The sequence below is a fragment of the Mycobacterium sp. NGS68 genome, assembly GCF_059812195.1.
This window is the reverse complement of the sequence record NZ_JCALCE010000002.1, coordinates 279,350-301,944: the sequence shown is the minus strand read 5'-3', so window position 1 is coordinate 301,944 and position 22,595 is coordinate 279,350. Positions and strand designations below refer to the sequence as shown.

Below are 22,595 nucleotides of genomic sequence, written 5' to 3'. Positions count from 1 at the left end.
GGCCGCGTCACGCAGCCACAACCCGCGCTCGGCCGTCGGCGCCGTTCCCTCTAGTCCCTGAGCCACCGTTGCAGGTACTCCCGATGTTGCGGCGACAGGCGCACCAGGCGCTGCTCCTCGATGTGCACGGCGGCCAGTTGCGACTCGGCGATGACGGCCGGCTTGGACTGCGGGTCGACGTTGACCGAGCGCACCTCATAGCCCAGCGTGAAATCGACCGCCCGCAGCCGCTTGGTCCAGATCGTCACCTGCAGTGGCGAATCCACCAGTCGCAGCTGGTCCTTATAGGTGACCCGGACGTCGGCGATCAGCAGGCCGATGGTCGCGATGTCCGCGCCGAACGGCTCCCGCAGGAACGGGACGCGCGACTCTTCGAGGATGGTGACCATGGTCGCGTGGTTGACATGCTGGTACATGTCGATGTCCGACCAGCGCACCGGCACCGGCGCGACGAATCCCTTGCTCATCCAGAGGATCCCCGTCCGCTGGTGCGTGTCATCTGGCGGATCTGTCGCGCCGCCACCGACAGCGTCGCGAGATCCTTGGCGCCACTCTCGTAGATCTCGCTGAGCGTGCGGCGGGCCCGCTCCACCCGGGACACGCTGGTGTGCTCCCATTCGGCGATCTTCTCTTCGCCGCTCTCGTCCGGCTCCCCGGCGGCCAGCACGTCGAAACACAACGACCGCAGCGAGGCGTAGATGTCGTCGCGAATCGCCAAGCGCGCCAGCGCATGCCAGCGGTCGTTTCGGGGCAGCTCGGACACGGCCGTCAGCAGCCCGTCGGTGCCCAGCCGGTCCATCAGGGCGAAATAGGTGTCCGCGACTTCGGCGGGCTCGATCTCGGTGATGTCGGCGATGTCGATGATGTCGAGCAGGCTGTAGCGGTAGAGGCCCGCGGCGACCCGATAGGCCAGGTCGTCGGGCGCCCCCTGCGCCATGAATTCGGCGGCTTCCTTCTCGACGATGGCCTTGTCGTCACCGCGCAGCCATTGCGACATCTGCGGCGTCAGCGCCCTGACCTTCGCGGCGAACCGGTTGATCTCCGCGCCCACGGCCAGCGGCTGGGGGCGGTAGTTGAGCAGCCAGCGCCCGGCGCGGTCGATCAGCCGGCGGGTGTCCAGGGTCAGCCGGTCGGCCAGCGCGACGGGCAGGTCCGCCGCCAGGATCCGCCGCCAGATGTGGTTCACGCCGAAGATGGCGTCGGTGGCGACCCAGGTGCGCACCGCGTCGATTGAGGTGACGCCGACGTCCTCGCTGATCCGGAACGCGTAGCTGATGCCGGCGTTGTCCACCAAGTCGTTGATCAGCATGGTGGTGACGATCTCGCGACGCAGCTGGTGCGAGCGGATCTCCGGGGTGAACCGCTCACGCAGCGGCCTGGGGAAATATTGCGGCAGCCTGGACGCGATGACGTCCTGATCCGGCAGCTCGGTGCCCAGCACGTCCTCTTTGAGCGCCAGCTTGACGTGCGCCATCAACGTCGCGAGTTCCGGCGACGTGAGGCCCATGCCGGCCTCGGTCCGTCGGGCGATCTCCTTCTCCGACGGCAGGGCCTCGAGTTCGCGGTTCAGCCCGCGCTCGGCCGCCAGGTACCTGATCTGGTCGGCATGCACCGGGAGCAGGCTGGCCGCGTTGGCCCGGCTGGTACCCATGAGGTCGTTCTGGTCGACGTTGTCGGCAAGCACCAGCGTCGCGACCTCGTCGGTCATCGATTCCAGCAGCGCGGTGCGCTCGTCGGGCTTGACTTTGCCGGCGGTGACCAGCGAGTCGATCAGGATCTTGATGTTGACCTCGTGGTCGGAGCAGTCCACGCCCGCCGAGTTGTCCATCGCGTCGGTGTTGATCCGGCCGCCGGACAGGTCGAACTCGACGCGGCCCAACGCCGTGACACCCAGATTGCCGCCTTCGCCGATGACCCTGGCGCGCACCTGGTTTCCGTTGACCCGCACCGGGTCGTTGGCGCGGTCGCCGACGTCGGCGTCGGATTCGGTTTCGGCTTTGATGTAGGTGCCGATGCCGCCGTTGAACAGCAGGTCCACCGGCGCCTGCAGGATCGCGCGCATCAGGTTGGGCGGGGCCATCTCGGCGGCCTCGCCCTCGATGCCCAGCGCAGCGCGGACCTGCTCGCTGACGGGGATGGCCTTCTGCTCGCGGCTGTACACGCCGCCGCCCTCGCTGATCAGCGACTTGTCGTAGTCGTCCCAGCTGGAACGGGGCAGGTCGAACATCCGCTTGCGTTCGCGCCACGAAGAGGCGGCGTCGGGGTCCGGGTCGAGGAAGATGTGCCGGTGGTCGAACGCCGCGATCAGCCTGATGTGCTGGCTCAGCAGCATCCCGTTGCCGAACACGTCGCCGCTCATGTCGCCGACGCCGACGACGGTGAAATCCTCGGTCTGCGTGTCGTGGCCCATTTCGCGGAAGTGCCGTTTGACGGCCTCCCACGCACCCTTGGCGGTGATGCCCATGGCTTTGTGGTCGTAGCCGACCGATCCGCCGGACGCGAACGCGTCACCCAGCCAGAACCCATAGGACTTGGCGACGTCGTTGGCGATGTCGGAGAACGTCGCGGTGCCCTTGTCCGCGGCCACCACCAGGTAGGCGTCGTCACCGTCGCGGCGCACCACCTCCCGAGGCGGGCTGACGTTGCCTGTTGCCTTGTCGACGTTGTCGGTCACGTCGAGCAGCCCGGAGATGAACAGCTGGTAGCAGGCGACGCCCTCGCTGCGCTGCGCGTCGCGGTCGGTGGCGGCGTCGCCCGTCGGCAGCGGCGGACGCTTGAGCACGAAGCCGCCCTTGGCGCCGACGGGCACGATGACGGCGTTCTTCACCGCCTGCGCCTTGACCAGCCCGAGGATCTCGGTGCGGAAATCGTCGCGCCGGTCCGACCAGCGCAGGCCACCGCGCGCCACCGGGCCGAAGCGCAGGTGCACGCCCTCGACGCGGGGCGAGTACACGAAGATTTCAAACTTGGGCCGCGGCAGCGGCAGTTCGTCGATGAGCTGCGCGTTGAGTTTGAGCGACAGCACGTCGCGGCCGCGGGCCGAACCCTCGCGCGTGACAAAGTAATTCGTCCGCAGCGTGGCCTGCACCAGCGACGCGAAGGCCCGCAGGATCCGGTCGGTGTCCAGGCTCACCAGCGCGTCGATGTCCGCGGCGACGGCCGCCGCGGCGGCCTGCGCATCGCGGGTCGACGGGGCGTTTGACGGCCGGGGATCGAACAGCGCCTCGAACAGAATGACCAGAGATCGCGCGGTGGAGGCGTGCTCATTGAGCACCGACTCGATGTAGGACTGGCTGTACGGGAAGCCTGCCTGCCGAAGGTATTTCGCGTACGCGCGCAACAGCGCGACCTGCTGCCAGCTCAGCCCGGCCCGCATCACCAGTTCGTTGAACCGGTCGACTTCGACGCGGCCCTGCCAGATCGCGGTGACCGCTTCGGAGAAGCGCTCGGCCGTCGCGTCGCGCTCGGCTTCCGTCGTCGCGGCCGGGATGGTCGGATGCGGCGAGATGCGGAATTGGTAGATCCACACGGGCAGGCCGTCGCGCCGGGTGACCGTGAACGGGCGCTCCTCGAGCACGACGACGCCCATGCTCTGCAGCATCGGCAGCAGTTCGCTCAGCGATGCGCTGCGTCCGCCCAGAAACCACGTCAGCCGGGCCACGCCGTCTTCGCCGCGGTCGGCAAACACCAGCTTGACCGAGTTGTCGGCCAGGTCGTTGACGATTTCGATGTCTTTGATGGCGTCGGCCGGGCTGACGACCTGCTTGTAGGCCTCGGAGAACGCCGTCGCGTAGTGCTCGGCGTCAGCGTGGCCGACGGCGCCGACCGCCGCCGCGCCGATCAGCCGGTCCGACCAGGTCCGCGCCGCCTCACTGAGCAGCGCCTGGATCCGGATTCGGGTCCCTTCGGAGATGTCGACCGAGCCCGGTGCCGCATCTTCGGGCAGCCGCACCATGAAATGCATCAGGGCCCACGGCGATTCGCTGACCCGGGCGGTGAATTCCAGGCGGGTCCCACCGAACTCGCGGACCAGGATGTCTTCGATCTGTAGGCGCACCGCCGTGGTGTAGCGGTCGCGGGGCACGTAGACCAGGCAGGAAACGAAGAACTGCAGCCGGTCGGCGCGCAGGAACAGCAGCGCGCGCCGCTCCGAACCCAGGTCCACCACGGCCTTGGCCATCGTCAAGAGCCGTTCGGCGCTGAGCGTGAACAACTCCGAGCGTGGGACAGTCTGGATGACGTCGAGCAGCAACTGGCCGGGGTGGATCGGGTCGCTGGCGGCCATCGTCAGCGCCTTGCGGACCCGGCCCGCGATCATCGGGATTTCGAGGACGTCGGCATTCATCGCCGCCACGGTGAACAGGCCGACGAAGCGGTGCTCCAATATCTCGCCGTCGCCCAGGTTCTCGCGGACCGCGATCGCATAGGGGTAGGCCCCGTAGCGCAGATAGCTGCCGACGGCCGCCTGGGCCAGGACCAGCAGCTTGTTGTCGTCGGTGAGGCGGGGGCGGGTGCCCGAGCGCGCGCGCAGCACGCCCAGTCCGGTGGCGCCGTCGCCGATGACCAAAGCGCCCTCCACCCGGGTGTGCTGGTAACCGAGCAGCAGGAAATTCCCGTCGCCCAGCCAGCGCAGCAGTTCCGCGACGTCTTCACGGTCGGGAGCCGTGTAGTGCCCGTCGGCATTGTTTTCGATCTGGGCCGCGAGATCTTCCAGAGTGGCGATCATCGTGGACGCGTCGGCGGCGACGCGCTGCACGTCGGCCAAGACCTTGGGCAGCAGCCGCTCGACCTCGGCCAGGGTGTTGCTGTCCACCGACGGCGCAAGTTGAACGTCTATCCAGGCCTCGCCGACGTAAGGCGAGCTGCCCGCGGCCTTCGGCGCGACCCTCAGCAACTCGCCCGTCGGGCTGCGATGCACCTCGAACACCGGGGTCATGATCGAGGTGTAGGAGACCCCGAGCCGGTGCAGCAGCACCATGACCGAGTCCATCAACATGCCACCGTGGTCGGTGACGACCTGGAGCGCGGGCCCGAAGCCCGCTGGGTCGTCCGCGGGGTGGACGCAGACGCAGCTCTCGCCGTGCGGGCGCTGCTCGCCCACCCGATAGTGGGCGGACAGCATCGCCGGCGTCACCAGCGCGGCCGCATCCCGCGTGGAGGCTCGATCGGATTGTGCCGCGTCATCCTGCGGTCCCCGGAAGCTGTCGATGTAGGCCTTGGAGACCCAGTCGGGAATGTCGCTGCTGCGGGTGAACTCGGTCCACGCGATGTCCTGCTTGGCTCCGGGATCGATCGTCATTCCGATTGCTCCCTAACTCGCGACGGGTACCGGGTTCGTTAACGCAGATGTGACATTAGTCCCGAGTCAGCTTGCGGTGGGTCACTCTGTGCGGGCGCGCTGCATCCGCGCCCAGCCTTTCCACCTTGTTCTCCTCGTACGCGCCGAAGTTGCCCTCGAACCAGAACCACTTTGCTTCGTTGTCGTCGTCGCCCTCCCACGCCAGGATGTGCGTGCACGTGCGGTCCAGGAACCACCGGTCGTGGGAAATCACCACCGCACAGCCGGGGAAGTTCACCAGCGCGTTCTCCAGCGAGCTCAGCGTTTCCACGTCCAGGTCGTTGGTCGGCTCGTCCAGCAGGATCAGGTTGCCGCCCTGCTTGAGCGTCAGCGCCAGGTTCAGCCGGTTGCGTTCACCGCCCGACAACACGCCGGCCGGCTTTTGCTGATCGGGCCCCTTGAACCCGAATGCCGACACGTACGCGCGCGACGGCACCTCGGTCTGACCGACCTCGATGTAGTCCAGCCCGTCCGACACGACTTGCCACACGGTTTTCTTCGGGTCGATGCCGGCCCGGCTTTGATCCACGTAGCTCAGCTTGACGGTCTCGCCGACCTTGACCGTGCCGCTGTCCGGCTCCTCAAGCCCGACAATGGTTTTGAACAGCGTGGTCTTGCCAACCCCGTTCGGCCCGATGACGCCGACGATGCCGTTGCGGGGCAGCGTGAACGACAGGTCCTTGATCAGGGTCCGCCCTTCGAAACCCTTGTCGAGGTGTTCGACCTCGACAACCACGGAGCCCAGCCGCGGCCCGACCGGGATCTGGATCTCCTCGAAGTCGAGCTTGCGGGTCTTCTCCGCCTCGGCCGCCATCTCCTCGTAGCGCTGCAGGCGCGCCTTGTTCTTGGCCTGCCGGGCCTTGGCGCCGGACCGCACCCAGGCCAGCTCCTCTTGCAACCGCTTTTGCAGCTTGGCGTCCTTGCGGCCCTGCACCGCGATCCGCTCCGCCTTCTTCTCCAGGTAGGTCGAGTAGTTGCCCTCGTAGGGGTAGGCGCGGCCGCGGTCCAGTTCCAGAATCCATTCGGCGACGTTGTCCAGGAAATAACGGTCGTGGGTGACCGCCAGGATCGCGCCCGGGTACGAGGCAAGGTGCTGTTCGAGCCACTGCACGCTCTCGGCGTCCAGGTGGTTGGTCGGCTCGTCGAGCAGCAGCAGGTCGGGTTTGGACAGCAGCAGCTTGCACAGCGCCACCCGCCGCCGCTCACCGCCGGATAGGTTCGTCACCGGCTCGTCGGGCGGCGGACAGCGCAGCGCGTCCATGGCCTGCTCTAGCTGCGAGTCCAGATCCCACGCGTCGGCGTGGTCCAGATCCTCCTGCAGCCGGCCCATCTCCTCCATCAGCTCGTCGGAGTAGTCGGTGGCCATCAGCTCGGCGACCTCGTTGAAGCGGTCCAGCTTTACCTTGATCTCGCCGAGGCCCTCCTCGACGTTGCCGCGGACCGTCTTCTCCTCGTTCAGCGGCGGCTCCTGCTGCAGGATGCCGACGGAGGCGCCGGTGGCCAGGAAGGCGTCACCGTTGTTCGCCTTGTCCAAGCCGGCCATGATGCGAAGGACGCTCGACTTGCCGGCCCCATTGGGACCGACCACACCGATCTTGGCGCCGGGGAAGAAGCTCAAGGTGACGTCGTCCAGGATCACCTTGTCGCCGTGCGCCTTGCGGACCTTCTTCATCGTGTAGATGAACTCAGCCATGCCGCGGTCTTGCCTTTCTGGTCTCTCAGATCTATCTCGCGGACCATCCTATGCACCGCCCAGCCGTGGGCGGTCGCCCGAGACTCCCCCGCGAGCGGCTGATGGTTGCCGCCCGCGGGGGAATGCCTCACGCCGACAGCGCCAAGGCGACGCGCTCCGCTCCGATCTCGTCGGATTCGGCCGGTGGAAGCCCGGCGGCGTCGTCGTCTGCGGCGGCGGCGGGAGCAGCGCCCTGGTCGGTGTTCCGACCGGTGTAGCCGGGCTTCTCGACGCGCACGATCGCGCGCGAGACATCCGGCCCGACCGACGTTGCCCGCATCTCCAGCGACGACCTGCGGTTGCCGTCGCGGTCCTCGTATTCGCTGGTGTAGACGTGGCCCACCACGATCACCGGAGCGCCCTTGCCGAGCGCCGCACCCACCCCGGTGACCAGCTTGCCCCAGCAGTTGACGGTGATGAACAGCGAGTTCCCGGGTTCCCAGGTGCCGTCGGCGGTGCGGCGGCGTGAATTGCTGGCCACCCGAAACTTGATGACCTCCTGAGTGCCGACCGTCCGGCGCTGCAGGTCGTTGACGATGTGGCCGACGACGGTAAGCGGTGTTTCAAACATTGACTCGATTCCTCTCGTAGTAGCGCGTGCTCTGCGCCCATTCAGCGCCGGAGCACCGACAACCCGGCCCGGCCGCGGCGGCAGCGGCCGGAGCCTGTGGATGAAGCGGCAACTGTGGACAAGCGAGAGGCTGCGAATCGAGGGCCGGGTTTTCGCAGTGTGGTTACGCTCGCGAACCCCGACCCCGCCCGGCACCGCGCGAGCCGCGCGAGCCGCGCGCAGTGAGCCGCGAGCGTAACGCCACCGCGAAACGAGGACCGCAATCTCGCAGCCCCGTTACGCTCGCAAACCAAGACACCGCCGGAGCGAGGGCCGAAAAATCCGCGCCCCCGTTACGCCCGCGGATCGCCGGAGACTCCTGGCGCGTCGCGGCGGGCCAACTCGGCCAGCATCGCGTTGTAGGCCGCCAGGTCGGCGTCGTCGTCGCGGTCGGCGGCCCGATCCAACCGGCGCGCGGTCCGCTCGTCGCTGCGCGCCCACTGCACCAGCAGCGCGATCATCACGATCACCAGCGGCAATTCCCCTGCAGCCCAGGCGATTCCGCCACCCAACCGTTGGTCCCCCAGCAGATCGGTGTGCCAGCCCAGGCCCAGCGACCGGTAGTAGGCGCCGCCGAGCACTCGCCGCGTGCTCATCAACTCCACCCCGAAAAAGGCGTGCAGCGGCAGCGAGGCGAACACCACCGCCACCTTGGCCAGCGGCGGGATCGGCCGCGGCGTCGGGTCCACCCCGATCACGATCCAGTAGAACAGGTAGCCGCTCAGCAGAAAGTGCACGTTCATGGCCAGATGTCCGGCGTGACTGCTCACCGCGTCGTCGAAGATGCTGCCGAAGTACAGCCCGTAGAACCCAGCGACGAATAGCACGGTCGCGACCACCGGGTTGGTCAGGATCCGCGAGAGGCGGCTGTGCAGCGCCGCCAACAGCCATTCCCGCAGGCCCGGCGGATCATCCCGGCTCGCGGCCGGCAGCGCCCGCAACGCCAGGCTGACCGGGCCGCCCAGGACCAGCAGTATCGGGACGAGCATCGACAGACCCATGTGGGCCGCCATGTGCATGCTGAACATCGCCGGCATGTAGCGACCCACCCCGGACGACGTCACGAACAGCAACGTCGCGCAGCCGAGCAGCCACGCCACCACCCGGCCCGGCGGCCACCGGTCCCCGCGGCGTCGCAGGCGCAGCACCGCGGCCACATAGAGCACCGCCAAAACGATTGCCGCCGTGCCGAAGACGAGGTCGAAACGCCAGTCGAACAGCACCCGCCACACCGTCGGCGGACCGGCGAAGTCGTAGCCAATCTCCGCTTCGGGGATCGAGGGTATCCGCACGGGCGGCGGTGGTGGCGGCGTGCGCCCAAGCCCGACGGCGATGCCGAAGGTGAGGCCGAAGACCGCCGCCTCGACCAGCGCCAACCGGATCGACAACCCGCCGGCGATGGTTCGCCGCTGCCGCCAACCGATACCACCCAGCAGGCACAACGCCGCGATCTTGGCCACGACCAAACGTCCGTAACCGGTGCTCAGCAGATCCGACGGCAGCACCCGGACCAGGGCGTTGACGACACCGCTGAGCGCCATTGCGGCCCAGCACCACAGCGCGATCATCGAGAACCGCCGCGCCGCCAAGACGGCATGCTCAGAGCGCCGTAGCGCGGCCGCGAGCAGCGCCAAAAGGCCGCCGGCCCAGACACTTCCGGCGACGAGGTGGATTAGCAGGCTGTTGGTGGCCAGGTCATGCGAGCCGCCGGCCGACGAGTGACCGGTCAGCCCCAGCGGAATCAGCGTCAGCAACGAGCCGACCAGCAGCATCGGAGTCCAGGACCAGCGCAGCACCACCACGCTGGCCAGCGTCACGACAGCGGCCAGGACCGCGGTCCAGCGCCATGCCGAAGCGACGTTGACCACCCCGGCCACCGACCACAACGCCACCGGGTTCAGGTGCTCGGTGACCGGATGACCCGACACGTCGGAAATGGTCAGCGGGACCAGCAGCGCGGCGCACACCGCCCAGACGCCCGACGCCACGGTGCCCAGTCGCAGCGCGCGGTATCCGCCGGCATCCAGCACCCCGCTGCGCTGCGGCGGAGTCAGGAAGGCCGCGAACAGGAAAGCGCCCACGGCCGTCACCGCGGCGATCTCACCGGCCGCCCGGACGAACGGCAGGCCCAGCGTCGTCGTCGGGCCCGGATCCGGCAATCCCGTGGCGGTCAACGCATTCGCCAGGGACAGCGCCGCGATTCCGGCCGCCGTACCGCCCGCAAGCGTCGCGACGCCGGCCAGCAGCGGCCACATCAGCGCGCCGGGCGAGCGATGCGGGTCAGCGGCCGTCATGCCCCCTGGTCCTGCAAGCGCCCCTTGCGGGACTTGAATTCTCGGACGACGAACTGGTTGCGCGCGATCTTCCCGACGTGGCCGAAGTCGCGCAGGATGTCGCGCAATTCCCGGCGGAAGGCGTTGCGGCGTTCGGCGAGGTCGGGGGCGTCGTCGATCAGGTCCTGATCGGCGACGACCTGGCGCGCCGTGGCGAACAGCAGCGTCGACACCGGTTCACTGCTGCTTACCCGGCCCTGAGCGACGTATTGGCGTCCCACCCCGAGCGCCAGCTCGGTGAGTTCCTTCTGGCTGACGCCGGGGGGTGTGTCGCGCAGCACGTCCGCGACGATCTCGTATGCCTCGAAGAACACCCGCAGCATGGCGTCAGACATCAGCGGGCGCTTGGCGTAGAGAATCGCGTCGATCTCCTCGCCGCCGGCGGCGACCTGGGCCTCCCAATTGTCGTGCCACGCCATCTCTTCGGCGATGTTGGCGCGGAACGCCGCCGAGTCGGCGAAGTAGAAATCGAACTTCAACAGATCGCGCAGCCGCATCGCCTGGGACCAGAAGGCGGCCAGGCGGTCGCCCTCGACATGACGGGCGTGCGCCAGCGCGAGTTCGACGATCGAGGTCTCCAGGAAGGCGTGGATCACCGAGTTGCGGTAGAACGCGGCGGCGTGCTCGTCCTCGGGGGCGATGTACCACACCGGTTCCCGACCGCTGTCGACGCGAGTGACGGGATGGCCGTTGGATAGGGCATCCACCGCCGCGCGCACACCTTCGCGGGAGCGCAGCCGTAAAGCGCTGGTGGACACCGGGGTTTGCCGGCGTTCCAGGTAGTCGAGCGAGTCCTGCAGGGTATGGTGCAGCTGGTCGAGCGTCAGCGCCTGCCCTCGGGTGGTGAGCAGCAGCGCCGACACCAGTCCCGTCGCCGTGATCGGCGTGGCCTGCAGGATTCGCCAGGCGACTTCGAACGACATCTTCTGCATCGCAAGCCGTTTGGCGTCGCGGTCGGCGGCCAGCGGTCCGTTGGGCGGCCCGAGGTACTGCCGCATCGAGACTGCCTCGGGGAAGCGGACGTAGATCTTGCCGTAGTTGCGCTCGCCCTGCGCCTTGATGAAGTTGTAGAGCCAGCTGAAGCCCTCCGGCGTCTTCTCGGCGCCCTGGGCGTAGGCGGCGTACTCGGCGATTTCGTGCAGTTGGTCGAAGCAGATCGATACGCCCTGCAGCAGAATGTCTTCGCTGCGCCCGTCCAGGTAGGCGTCGGCGACATAGCTCATCAGACCGAGCTTGGGCGGCAACATCTTTCCGGTGCGCGAACGGGTGCCCTCGATGGACCAGCTCAGGTTGAACCGCTTCTCGACGATGTAGCCCACGTATTCCTTGAGCACGTATTTGTACAGCGGGTTGTCGCCGATGTTGCGACGGATGAAGATCGTCCCCGAGCGGCGCATCAGCGGTCCCATCACGCCGAACGACAGGTTGATGCCGCCGAACATGTGCACTGGCGGTAACCGGTTGTCCTGCATCGCAACCGGTACCACCGCGCCGTCGATGTAGGACCGGTGCGAGAACAGCAACACCGCCGGATGGGTCTCCAGCGCGGAGCGCATGGCCGCGACTTGATACTCGTCGTAGTCGAATTCGGGATCGAAGCCGCGGCTGAGGAGCCTGCCGAGCACCGAGATCACGTCGACCGACGCCTGGCTCCATCCGGTCGCGAGCTCGTCGAGCATCTTGCCGGCCTCTTCGACGGTGGCGCCGGGGATCTTTTTCAGGCCCGCCCGAAATCGTGAGGACGCCAACATCTCTGGCTTCACCAGGCGCGGCGACTTGTATTGCGGCCCCAGGATCCGGTATTCGGCACGCGCCAAGGCCAGGACGGCCCGACGGGTGACGAACTGCGCGAAGTCGCGCGCGTTCTCGCCGACCGTGGTGTCGCGCCACTGCTGGCGCAGTTCGGACACCTTCGCCGGCTCGCCGGCCAACACCAGCGCGCGCCGCGGGTCGGTGCGCAGGATGCGCCGTTGCTGACGCTGGCTGGGGTGGTATGGATCCCGGCCGGGCAGCAGCCCCGACACCTTGTCCAACTTGCTGCGATCCGCGGCGGGCAGCCAGACGACCCGTACCGGGACGATCGAGCGGTCCGCACCTGCGTCGGATTCGAGTTGTTCGACGAGCGCCGTCAGCGCCGCCGGAGCCGCATTGCGGGGCGGCAGCTTCAAGACGTCGAACTTGGTTTCGGGATTGCGATCCCGCTGCTGCGCAAGCCAATTCATAACCAGTTGCAGCTCGACCGGAGTGTCCATGGACGCCAGCACCAGTGAGTCCTGAGCGGTCAGGACGGCGCCGGCGTCCGCGGCCGGTTTGGTCATGTCTCGTCCGGACTGGGGAGCGGCGCCTCCGCCGGAGCCTTCGCCGGAGTCTCCTTGGCGGCGGCCTTCTTCGCCGGAGCCTTCTTCGCCGGAGCCTTTTTCGCCGCAGCCTTCTTGGCGGCGGCCTTCTTCGCCGGAGCCTTCTTGGCGGCGGCCTTCTTGGCCGGCGCCTTCTTCGCAGCGGCGGGCGCCTTCTTCGGCGCGGTCTTCTTGTACAGCGCCGCCTCGGGCAGTCCGTCAACGGGCCAGTCGGCCAACGTATCCAGATACAGTTGGCGTACCTCGGCGATGTGCTCCGGCAGCTTCTCCAGGGTCCAGTCGTCGACCGGGATCGGCGGGAAAACTGCGACGTCGACCGTGCCCGGATTCATCGTGGTGGAGTTGCGCGACGCGATGATCTCCGCGTTGCGAATCACGATGGGAACGATGGGGATTCCCACCGCCATGGCCATCCGGAACGGCCCCTTCTTGAATGGGCCGACCTCGGTCGTATCAATCCGGGTGCCTTCGGGGGCGATGACGATCGACAGACCGTCGCGGGCGCGCTCTTCGACGGTGTGCAGCGTCTCCACCGCCGACGCCGGGTCGTCGCGGTCGATGAACACCCCGTCGAGCAACTTGCCGAGCGGGCCCATGATCGGGTCGTTCGCCAGCTCCTTCTTGCCCACACCGACCCAGTTGTCCTTGACCAGCGCTCCGGAGATGATCGGGTCGACCTGGTTGCGGTGGTTGAAGATAAAGACCGCCGGCCGCTGCGCGGTCAGGTTCTCCTTCCCGATCACGTTCAGCTGCACGCCCGCGGTAGCCAGCAGCAGTTGCGAGAAGTTGGAGGTAAAGAAGTTCACCCCCCGGCGCCGGCTGCCGGTCAGCACGCCGACGCCCACCGCGGCGGTCGCCACCGGAAACATCGAGCCCAGGCCGGCGAGGGTGCGGATCTGCCGCCGAATGCCCACTCCCCCACGGCTGTTGAACTTCAGGATCGGCCAGCCGCGGCGCTTGGCGACGGCGGCCATCTTGCCCTCGGGGTTGGTCGGGCGGGGATTGCCGACCAGGTACATCAGCGCGACGTCCTCGTCGCCGTCGGCGTAGAAGTAGCTGTCCTTGAGGTCGATGTCGTGCTCGGCCGCAAACCGTTGCACCGCAGCAGCTTTGCCGGGGCCCCACAGGATCGGCTTGAGGACACCGCCGGTGAGCATCCCGTCTTCGTTGGTCTCGAACGTGTTGGTCAGCAGGTTGTTGATACCCAGGAAGCGCGCCACCGGGTTGACCTGAATGGTCAGCGCCGACGAGCTGAGCACGACAGTGTGCCCCCGCGCCACATGCGCGCGCACCAACTCGCGCATTTCCGGGTAGATCCGCGACTCGATCCGCTGGGCGAACAGCCGCTCGCCGATCTCCTCCAGATCGTCGATCAGCCGCCCGGCCAGCGCCATCGACGCCTTGCCGATGAGGTCTTCAAATTCGATCCGCCCGAGCGTGTGGTTCAGCCCGGCCTGGACCATGCTGAGCAGCTCGCCCACACCCATGTCGCGGCGCCGCAGGCGTTCCTGCGTGAGGATGACGGCAGTGAAGCCGGCGACCAGCGTCCCGTCCAGGTCGAAGAACGCACCGACCTGCGGGCCGGGCGGGCTGGCCATGATCTCGGCGACCGACCCCGGCAGCCGCAGGTCCTTCGAGACCGTCGCGGTTTTGGGGTCTTGCGAGGCGCTCATGAGCCCGACACCGATCCGGAGACCGCGCCGGCCGGCTCGGCGGAGAACGATGCGGGCACCGCGCGCGGCGCGTCGTCGCCGGCCAGCGCGAGGATCTCGTCGAACCCGTCGAGCAGACACTGCGCGAACAGCGCCTCGTTTCTGATAGAGGCCCGGTCGTAGCGCACGGTGATGGTGCACCACCCGCCGCGGGAGATCAGAACCACCATCATGGCCACCCCGGGCAGCGGGCCGACTCCGTACTGGCGCAACACCTTTGCCCCGGCGATGTAGGTGTCGCCCGGGTAGACCGGAACGTTGCTGGCCTGCACGTCGGCGCCGACCACCGAGCCGGTGATGCCCTCGAGCACCGCCGTCGGCAGGACGCTCAGTACCGGCGCGATGGAGCCGATGATGTTCATCGCCGGCTCGTCGCGGCGTTGGGTCATCTGGGCGCGGACCTTCTTCATCCGGGCCACCGGGTCGATGGTGCCGATCGGGGCCGCCAGATTGACGCCGGTGAACTGGTTGCCGGCGGTCGCGTCGCCCTCGGCGCGCAGGTTCACGGGCACCGCCATCGGCAGCGTGTTGATCGGGACGCCAAGGGCCTCATGGTAGCGCCGCAGGGCGCCGCACAGGCCGGCCAGGTAGGCGTCGTTGATCGAGCCGCCGCCGGCCTTGGCGGCCTTGTGCAGGTCGGAAAGCGGGATGTCGATCGCTTCGGTGCGGCTGGCCAGGCTGCGCCGACGCAGCAGCGGCGACGGCTCCGCGGCCCGGTTCATCACGCGCACACCCGATGTCGCGTAGCCGACGATCCCCGACACCGTCGACACGGGGTCCAGAATCGCCCGCCCGGCCGCCGAGACCGCCCCGGACACCGCGCCCACGACACCCCCGACGATCGCGAGCGGCAGGTGGTTGAAGCCCTCGCGCATCAGGTCGTTAGGGGTCAGGTCCTGTGGCACCGGCTGCGGCGCCGTCGGCCTGGGCGGTGGGTCGCGCTCGAGATCATAGATCTGCGCGAACATCTCGACGCTGCCCACGCCGTCGGTCACGGCATGGCTGAGGTGCAGCAGCGTGGCGGCCCGTCCGTCGGCCAACCCCTCGACCAGGGTGGCGGTCCACAGCGGCCGTGAGATGTCCAGCGGCGACTGCAGGATCACCTCGGCGAGGTCGAATACCTGGCGCAGCGTGCCGGGTTCGGAGACGCGCACCCGACGCAGGTGGAAGTCCAGGTTGAAGTCGGGGTCCACCACCCAGCGCGGCGCGGCGGTCGGCAGCGTCGGCACCACGACCTTTTGCCGCAGCCGCAACACCTTTCGGGAGGCGTTTTCGAACCTGGCCGCAAACCGGTTCCAGTCCGGCGTGGTGTCCAGCAGTTCGAGCGCCATGATCCCCGACCGGGTGCGCGGGTTCGCCTCCCCGCGATGCAGCAGATAATCGACCGGCCCCAGTTCGTCGGTAAATTTCACGGTCTCGACGGACTCAGCCATGTTCACGACCCCACCGACGCGTCAACCCAGTCACCGCCGCTCAAGCCTCCTGCTTTCTGACCCGCCCTACCCGATTGCCCTCACAACGCTAGTCCGCTCGGCGCGCGGGTGAAAGCGGTGCCTATGTGCTGGTTTACTGAGCAGATGCTGGTTCGCAGAGTGGTCACCGGGCATGACGCCGACGGGAAGTCCGTGTTCGTCAGCGACGACGCGGTGGAACCGGTGCAGCCCCTCTTGCTGCCGAGTTCCGAGTTTCACCTGCTGTGGGGCGCGGACTCCACGCCGCAGTTTCCCGACGACGGTGCCCAGCCCCAGTGGCACAACTACTTTCCCCCGATCGGCGGCCTCCGGTTCGGGCTGTTCTCCATCCCGCCCCACTCCACTGCCGGCGGGGATACGGGCGTGGATCCGGCCGACGCCGTCGCCGACATGGAGTCGAAGTTGCCGGGCATGCTGCGCTACATGGATCCCACAGATCCCGGAATGCACACGACGGACACGATCGATTTCGAGGTGGTTCTCGACGGTGTCGTCGTGCTCGAACTCGATGACGGCGCCGAAGTCACCCTGCGTCCGGGCGACACCGTCGTGCAGAACGGCACGCGCCACCGGTGGCGCAATCCCGGGGACAGCGCGGCACGGTTGGCGGTGTTCATCTGCGGCGCGTCGCACTCGGGCGTGGCGCCCGCTTAGGTCCGCGCCGGCTCGGCTGGTTCACCCGCTGCGCCCGCTGCGCCCGCTGCGCCGGGTTCGCCCACATCGCCGGCCGCGCCGGCCGCGCCCTCAGGGCCAGAAATCGGCGATTTTTTTCTGCCCCTGGAGCACGTGGGCCAGCTCTGCCGAGAGTGAACTGACTGCGAAAAAGCCGCCGGGATTTCGCAGCAGATCCACACTCGGCGAAGAGCCTAAGGACGACCGGCAGCAGCTCCGCCGAAAGTGAAACCACGACGAAAACCCCGCCGCATTTCCGCAAGGATTCACGTTCGGCGAAGAGAGGCCGGCTGCGGCCACCGCCGGCGTCAGCTGGCCGGGTTGGCTGCCAGCGGCAGCGGATCCAGCATCGAGATGCCACGCCGCCCGTAGACGACGCCCAGGAAGTCCGAGACGGCCCTGGCGGCCAGCCTGGACCGGACCGTCGGCGTGATGTCGAAGGCGTGGTGCGCGTTGGCGAGTTCGGCGTAGGACACCGAGGCGCCGACGTCCCGCAGCGCCGCGCAGAAGGAGTGAGCCTGGCCCGTCGGGACCAGCTCGTCGCGCTCGCCGTGCAGCACGAAGAACGGCGGCGCGTCTGGGTGCACGTAGGAGATCGGCGACGCCGTGGTGAACCGTTCCGGCTCCTCGTCGTAGCGGGCGCCCATCACGAAGTGCTCGAGGAACGGCAACATCATCTCGTGCATGTTGTCGAAGTCGGTGAAGTCGTAGACGCCGTAGTACGGCGCCACCGCCTGCACCGTCGTGTCCGCCCTTTCGAAGCCGGGCTGGAACGTCGGGTCGTTGGCGGTGAGCGCGGCCAGCGAAGCCAGGTGCCCACCCGCGGATCCGCCGGTGATTGCGATGAAGTCCGGATCGCCGCCGTAGTCGCCGATGTTCTCGCGGACCCAGGCGATGGCCCGCTTCACGTCGATGATGTGCGCCGGGAACTTCGCGCGTGGGCTGCGGCTGTAGTTGATTGAGACGCAGACCCAGCCGAGTTCGACCATCCGGCTCATCAGCGTGTAGGCCTGCGGGCGCTTGCCGTTGACCGTCCACGCGCCGCCGGGCACCTGGATCAGCACCGGGGCGTGGTCACCGGGCCTCAGGTCGGAACGCCGCCAGATGTCGAGCAGGTTCTCGCGGCCGCGGGGGCCGTAGGAGATGTCGGAGGTGTGGGCCGCGTAGCGGCGATGCGGGCCCGACGGCAGCAGCCCGCGCCGCGCGCACCGGTCGGTGGCGGGATGGCAGACCAGCTCCCGAAAGTCCGGCCCGAACGAGTCCTCGAGGGCGGCGGTGAGAGCCTCGTCCGCCTTCTGCGCGGCCCACGTCGCGCCGACGCGGCCGATCGATCGGCCCGACACCCGGGACAGCGCATGGCCGGTGACGACATGCGGCGGAAATTCGGTGGCCACCCAGCCTGCGACCCACCCGACAGCGAACGGCGAGCCGCGCAGCAGTACGCCGCCGGCACGGAGCGTATCTCTGCCCGCGGCTGCCAGCTGGGCCCCGTGCCGCAGCGCGTCAGCACCGGCACGCGAGCACCGTGAAGTCACGTTCATGACCATGGTCAACGTCACCCCTCGACGTCAGGCACACGCATCGTTGCGGTTAACGACTGATTACCAGTCGATGTAGCACGTGTGTCGAGGCTCACACCATAACCGATAACTGCGGCAGCGGAAGGCTTTTGGGGCGCGTTGCGGTCACCGAAATCGATCAAGTTGGCCCGTTGGATAGACTGACCTGCGCATTGCCTCCGTAGCTCAGGTGGATAGAGCAAGGGCCTTCTAATCCCTAGGTCGCACGTTCGAGTCGTGCCGGGGGCACTGGGAACCGCCCTGCGGCGGTTGCTACCCAGCGGTTCCTGACGGCATCCGTGCGGGCAGAACCCCGGCGCGGACCAGGTCGTCGTAGATTCGCTGCTGCTCCGCGTCCAGATCGGAATACAGCATGTCGTAGGCAGCCTGTTCCCCGGCGAGCACGGCGTGGGGATCCCAGTCGTCACCTATGGCGTCCAGCACCGCGCTGCGCCGACGCGCCTCGTCGAGGGTCAGGTCATAGGCGAAGTCAAGGTTGGCCACTGCGCTCCCAGCCATCAGGTATCCGAACGAATGGTTAGGATGCCTAATTGACGCTGATCAGCGCTATGACCCAGCTCACTTTGGCGGTTGAGGTTCGTCACAATCGGCCGCGCCGCCAGCGCCCCACCTGCGCTATGCGTGGTTGGCGATCCGGCAATGCGTGAGATTGGGCTCGCAGATAAGGCCAGGTGGCGGCGGTGGCGGCGGCGGAGGCGGGGTCTCGCCCTCGAAAATCAGCCTCGCGACGTTGCCCTGGCCCGGGTAGACGTACCAGTACGTGTGGCAGACACTCGCGTCCCACCGCACAGGGTCAACTTGGAGGTTGCCCGTCTGCACTGGCGGGTCGCCCGGACACCAGTGACACGGACCCGCCGGGTGTTCCGGCGGGCAACCGGGCCACGCGCCGTTCAGCGGCGGCGGCGAGGGCTGCGCGTGGGCGGTTCCTACCGCCAGACCGCCGACCGCGGCAACGGCGACAGCGCCCGAAAGCAACGCCCGGGCAATGATTCGCCCAAGGTTAGGAGGGGTGTTCATGAGCTGCGACGTTAGGCCCGCGTGCTTGCGGAATTCTTGCGTCCCGACTCAGCGTGAAAGCGCAAGCTCACCATCGAATTCGACGCCGCCAGACTCGGCTTCCAGAAGGAGTTCGCCGATCCGGCCGTGCCGCCAGCCGCCGTCGCCGAGCAGCTCCAACTCGCGCTCGTGGTGCTGCTCGACGGTCGAGCGGTGACTCACGCTGACCACGATGCACTCCGGCAACTGGGTGCGCAGCAGGTGATACAGCACGAACTCGAGGCCCTCGTCGAGCGCTGAGGTGGACTCGTCGAGGAACACCGCCTTGGGTTTGGTCAGCAGGATGCGCGCGAAGGCAACCCGCTGCTGCTCGCCGGGTGAGAGGACCGTGGACCAATCGGCGACCTCGTCGAGCCGGTCCCGCAGGTGCGGCAGCGCCACCTGGGCCAGGACCTGAAGTACCCGCTCGTCCCCGCAGTCGTCGGGCTTGACGGGGTAGCACACCGCGGTGCGCAGGTCGCCGAGCGGCAGATACGGCAGTTGGGAGATGAACAGGGTCTCGTTCTCGCCGACGGGCCGACGGCACACCCCTGTGGTGGCGGGCCACAAGCCGGCCAGGCTGCGCAGCAGCGTCGTCTTCCCGCCACCCGACCGGCCCGTGATCATCAGCGCCTCGCCCGGCTCCAGCCGCAGATCGAGCCGCTCGATCAGCAACTCACCGCTCGGTGTGCGCACCTCGACGCCGTCCAGCTGCACGGAGCCGTCGGTGCTGGGCGCGGTGGCCAGCTCGGGCAGCTCGCGGGCGCGCTCGTTGGCCTCGACCAGCCCGTACAAGCGCAGGACCGCTGAGCGATAGGTGGCGAACTCGTCGTAGGCCCGGCGGAAAAACGACAGCCCGGTTTGGATCCTGTCGAAAGCGATGGACGACTGGTACACGTCGCCCAGCGTGAGGGCGCCGGCGAACAGCCGTGGCGCCTGCACCACGTACGGCAGCGGGTGAATAGCCTTCGTCACCGCATAGTTCCAGCCGACAAATCCGAGCGTCCGCGCAAGGTAGCGCCGGTAGTTGGCGATGATCGCCGAAAACCTACTGTCGAGCTGCGCGCGTTCGGCCTGCTCGCCGCGGTAGAACCCGACCGCTTCCGCCGAGTCGCGCAGGCGCACCAGCGCGTACCGGAACGCGGCATTGTGGGACTCGTTGCGGAAGCTCAGCCGGATCAGCGGGCGGCCGATCCGGGCGGCGATCACGGTGGCCACCAGCACGTAGAGGATCACGATCCAAAACAGCGCCCGGGGTATCACCAGCCCGAATACGTTCAGCGGCCCCGACAGTCGCCACAGGATCATGGCGAAGGCGCCCGCCGCGCCCACTGATTCCACCGCCCCGAAGAGCAACGTGCTGGTCGAGTGGTACGACGGGATGTTGGGGCCGATGCCCACGCCGGTGGTGAAGATGTCGACGTCCTGCTGGATGCGCTGATCGACGTTGTCCACCGCACTTTGGGTGAACCGCGTCCGGCAGTAGGCGCGTCCCGCAAGCCAGTCCGTGGTGAGTCGCTCGGTCAGCCACACGCGCCAGGCGATGATGAAGCGCTGAGTCAGCCAGGTGTCTAACACCATCCGCACGACCAGGATGGCCGCCAGGAGGAAGAACACCATGATCGCGGCCCAGAAGCCATGTACCCCCGACTTACGCGCCACCGGGTTGTGGGCGCCGGGACCCAGCGCCACCTGAAGCGCCGAGAACCAGTCGTGGCCGGCGTAGCTGGTCAGCACCTCGATGCGCACCAACACCAGCACCGACAGCAGGATCAGGGCGAACATGCCCCAGACCCGCACACTGGCCGGGCCGGTGAAGTAGTCGCCGGTGATCCGCCAGAATTGCCGTCCGCAGGTGGTGTAGCGGATCGCCAAGAAGCCGAGCACGGCCAGGCATACCGCGCAGATCGCCCAGCCGTGCAGGATCCACGTTGCGGACGCGACAAGTTCATTGCCCCAGTTGATTGACGGCTTAAACGTTTCCAACGCTCAGGCTTTCTGTTCGGGGCACCTTGGCAGCACCGTGTTACGAACAGACTGTCGACCACGCCTGGCGGACTTCTAAAAGGATTCTTGGCAGCTGCTGTCAACGGCCGGACGTCAGGTAGTGGGCCACCATCGCGGCCCGCAGCTGCGCGGCGTCAATTCCGTTCTGGTGCAGCGGAATCGACGCCGCCACGAACTGGTCCGGCCGGACCAGATAGACGCGGTCAGACCTGAGCCGAACACGGTGATCGATGCCGAATGAGCGCGGCCCGTCGATCCAGTCGGGCGCATCGGGCCGAGCGACATCGCCCGCGCCGTACGTGTGGAACTGCCACATCATGTCCCGCAGCGACAGCTGATTGTCCCCCACCGGCGGCAGGCGCAGGCCCACGGCAGGGTCGTCGGCCCAGGCGGGCTTGGATGCCTGTTTGTCGACGAAGTGGTAGCGGATGCGGTACTGCCCCAGGTAGCCGCCGAGGCGCGGTCCAAGCCGCGAATTCATCACCTTGGGAGCGACTCTGGCCATGACCGAACTGAACCGTCGGCGGAACAGGGCGGTGGCGCGGCTTCGACGCCCGATGACGCCGAACGCGCGGTCGGTCACTTTCACCAAATGCAAAGCGACAGGCCGACGCTCACGCTCGTAGCGATGCAGCGCCGCGGAATTCAGGCGCTGGTGACTGACGTCGGCAAGCAGCATCGCGAGGTTGTGGGCGTCCTGCAGGCCGGTGTTCATGCCCTGGCCCCCGACGGGTGAGTGCACGTGTCCGGCGTCGCCGGCGAGGAAGACGGACCCGACGCGGAACCGGGAGGCCACCCGGTGATGGACCCGGTAGGTGGAGAACCAGTCGACCGGGCCGAAGGTGAGGCCCAGATCGCTGCTCGCCGACGTCAGTGCCTCGTCCTGGGTGATCTGGTCATGCGCGGCCAACGCGACAAGCCGGGTGTGACCGTCGGGTCCAAGGGGGAAGGCGACGGCGAAGGTTTTGTCGCCGAATCGCATGGCCATCGACCCTTCCGGGACGCCACGCACGTCACGAATATCGGCAACCCAGAACGTCGCGTCATCGGTGACGCCCTCGAACCGCACGTCCACGATGCGACGCACCGTCGAGGCGGCGCCGTCCGCCCCGATACACCACCGGGCTCGCACCCTGCTCAATCCGTCGGGACCTTCCAGCAGCGCGACGACGCGGCCGTCGGATTCGCACGTGTGGTCGATCAAATCGACCAGCCGGTGGTTCCAGCGCAGGTCGGCGTTGCACATCGAGAGCGTCTCGCTGAGCAGTTGCTCGTTGCGGCTCTGTTCGAAAATCTGAATTCCGGGAAACCGCGTCGCGCCCTGCTGAAGGGCCGCGATACCGATTCCGTCCAGGCCCGCGGCCCGACCGATTTGCATGCTCGCGGCGGGATAGGCGCCGTCGACGACCTGCTCGGCAAGTCCGAGCTGATCGTAGATTTCCATGGTCCGCGCCTGGACAGCCAAGGCACGCGACTCCCGGGTCGGTCTGCCCTTGCGGTCGACGATCACCGCGGGCACCCCGCGCCGCGCCAGGATCAGCGCGGCCATCAATCCCGTCGGTCCCGCTCCGACGATCAGAACCTCGGTATCGGTCACCGGAAGGTCCTCGACGCGAACTTCAGTCGCACTCACGAGTCGACCCTCTCCCATCTCCGGTTACACGCCAAGAATCCGTCAAGGATGCGTCAAGCCCAGCACGCGAATCTTTCTTCAGTCAACAACGACCAACCCACCAAAACCCAACAC

The 22,595-nt window shown here is 67.7% G+C and carries 13 protein-coding genes and 1 tRNA gene; 2 read left to right on the top strand and 12 right to left on the bottom strand.

Annotated elements, in window-relative coordinates:
• Nucleotides 1-50: 50 nt before the first annotated feature.
• The 8 genes from AC5Y5V_RS04300 to AC5Y5V_RS04265 form a co-directional block, all read right to left on the bottom strand.
• Nucleotides 51-467 (bottom strand): acyl-CoA thioesterase, encoded by a 417-nt coding sequence (locus AC5Y5V_RS04300; protein WP_499931367.1) that lies wholly within the window; start codon nucleotides 465-467, stop codon nucleotides 51-53.
• Nucleotides 464-5,299: an NAD-glutamate dehydrogenase gene (locus AC5Y5V_RS04295; RefSeq protein WP_499931366.1), complete on the bottom strand. Its 4,836-nt coding sequence runs from the start codon at nucleotides 5,297-5,299 to the stop codon at nucleotides 464-466. Before AC5Y5V_RS04295 ends, AC5Y5V_RS04300 begins: the two co-directional genes overlap by 4 nt.
• 55 nt (nucleotides 5,300-5,354) lie before the next feature.
• Nucleotides 5,355-7,031, bottom strand: a complete 1,677-nt coding sequence (gene ettA, locus AC5Y5V_RS04290) for an energy-dependent translational throttle protein EttA (protein ID WP_499931364.1) — start codon at nucleotides 7,029-7,031, stop codon at nucleotides 5,355-5,357.
• Between the two features lie 127 nt (nucleotides 7,032-7,158).
• Nucleotides 7,159-7,641 (bottom strand): single-stranded DNA-binding protein, encoded by a 483-nt coding sequence (locus tag AC5Y5V_RS04285; protein WP_499931362.1) that lies wholly within the window; start codon nucleotides 7,639-7,641, stop codon nucleotides 7,159-7,161.
• A gap of 332 nt (nucleotides 7,642-7,973) precedes the next feature.
• Entirely contained in the window at nucleotides 7,974-9,974 is a 2,001-nt protein-coding gene (locus AC5Y5V_RS04280) for a bifunctional copper resistance protein CopD/cytochrome c oxidase assembly protein (RefSeq protein ID WP_499931360.1), read from the bottom strand.
• A complete protein-coding gene (locus AC5Y5V_RS04275; protein ID WP_499931359.1) occupies nucleotides 9,971-12,331 on the bottom strand; it encodes a glycerol-3-phosphate 1-O-acyltransferase in 2,361 nt (786 codons plus the stop codon). Before AC5Y5V_RS04275 ends, AC5Y5V_RS04280 begins: the two co-directional genes overlap by 4 nt.
• Nucleotides 12,328-14,043: an HAD-IB family hydrolase gene (locus tag AC5Y5V_RS04270; protein WP_499931358.1), complete on the bottom strand. Its 1,716-nt coding sequence runs from the start codon at nucleotides 14,041-14,043 to the stop codon at nucleotides 12,328-12,330. The genes AC5Y5V_RS04275 and AC5Y5V_RS04270 overlap by 4 nt, the downstream gene beginning before the upstream one ends.
• The gene (locus AC5Y5V_RS04265; protein WP_499931356.1) at nucleotides 14,040-15,515 is read right to left on the bottom strand and encodes a WS/DGAT/MGAT family O-acyltransferase; all 1,476 of its coding nucleotides are present in this window, start codon (nucleotides 15,513-15,515) and stop codon (nucleotides 14,040-14,042) included. Before AC5Y5V_RS04265 ends, AC5Y5V_RS04270 begins: the two co-directional genes overlap by 4 nt.
• A gap of 144 nt (nucleotides 15,516-15,659) precedes the next feature.
• Between AC5Y5V_RS04265 and AC5Y5V_RS04260 the strand changes: the two genes are divergently transcribed.
• Entirely contained in the window at nucleotides 15,660-16,208 is a 549-nt protein-coding gene (locus AC5Y5V_RS04260) for a cupin domain-containing protein (protein ID WP_499931355.1), read from the top strand.
• Between the two features lie 326 nt (nucleotides 16,209-16,534).
• On the opposite strand, the gene lipQ is transcribed toward AC5Y5V_RS04260, so the two are convergent.
• Complete coding sequence (lipQ, locus tag AC5Y5V_RS04255; protein WP_499931538.1) at nucleotides 16,535-17,767, bottom strand: esterase LipQ; 1,233 nt, start codon at nucleotides 17,765-17,767, stop codon at nucleotides 16,535-16,537.
• 193 nt (nucleotides 17,768-17,960) lie between these two features.
• Here lipQ and AC5Y5V_RS04250 point away from each other — a divergent pair.
• A tRNA-Arg gene (locus tag AC5Y5V_RS04250) sits at nucleotides 17,961-18,034 on the top strand.
• Between the two features lie 24 nt (nucleotides 18,035-18,058).
• On the opposite strand, the gene AC5Y5V_RS04245 is transcribed toward AC5Y5V_RS04250, so the two are convergent.
• The 3 genes from AC5Y5V_RS04245 to AC5Y5V_RS04235 form a co-directional block, all read right to left on the bottom strand.
• A complete protein-coding gene (locus AC5Y5V_RS04245; RefSeq protein WP_499931353.1) occupies nucleotides 18,059-18,304 on the bottom strand; it encodes a DUF6400 family protein in 246 nt (81 codons plus the stop codon).
• 567 nt (nucleotides 18,305-18,871) lie between these two features.
• On the bottom strand, nucleotides 18,872-20,827 hold the full coding sequence (locus AC5Y5V_RS04240) for an ABC transporter ATP-binding protein/permease (RefSeq protein WP_499931351.1): 1,956 nt from the start codon (nucleotides 20,825-20,827) through the stop codon (nucleotides 18,872-18,874).
• 100 nt (nucleotides 20,828-20,927) lie between these two features.
• A complete protein-coding gene (locus AC5Y5V_RS04235; RefSeq protein WP_499931349.1) occupies nucleotides 20,928-22,481 on the bottom strand; it encodes an FAD-dependent monooxygenase in 1,554 nt (517 codons plus the stop codon).
• Between the last annotated feature and the right edge of the window lie 114 nt (nucleotides 22,482-22,595).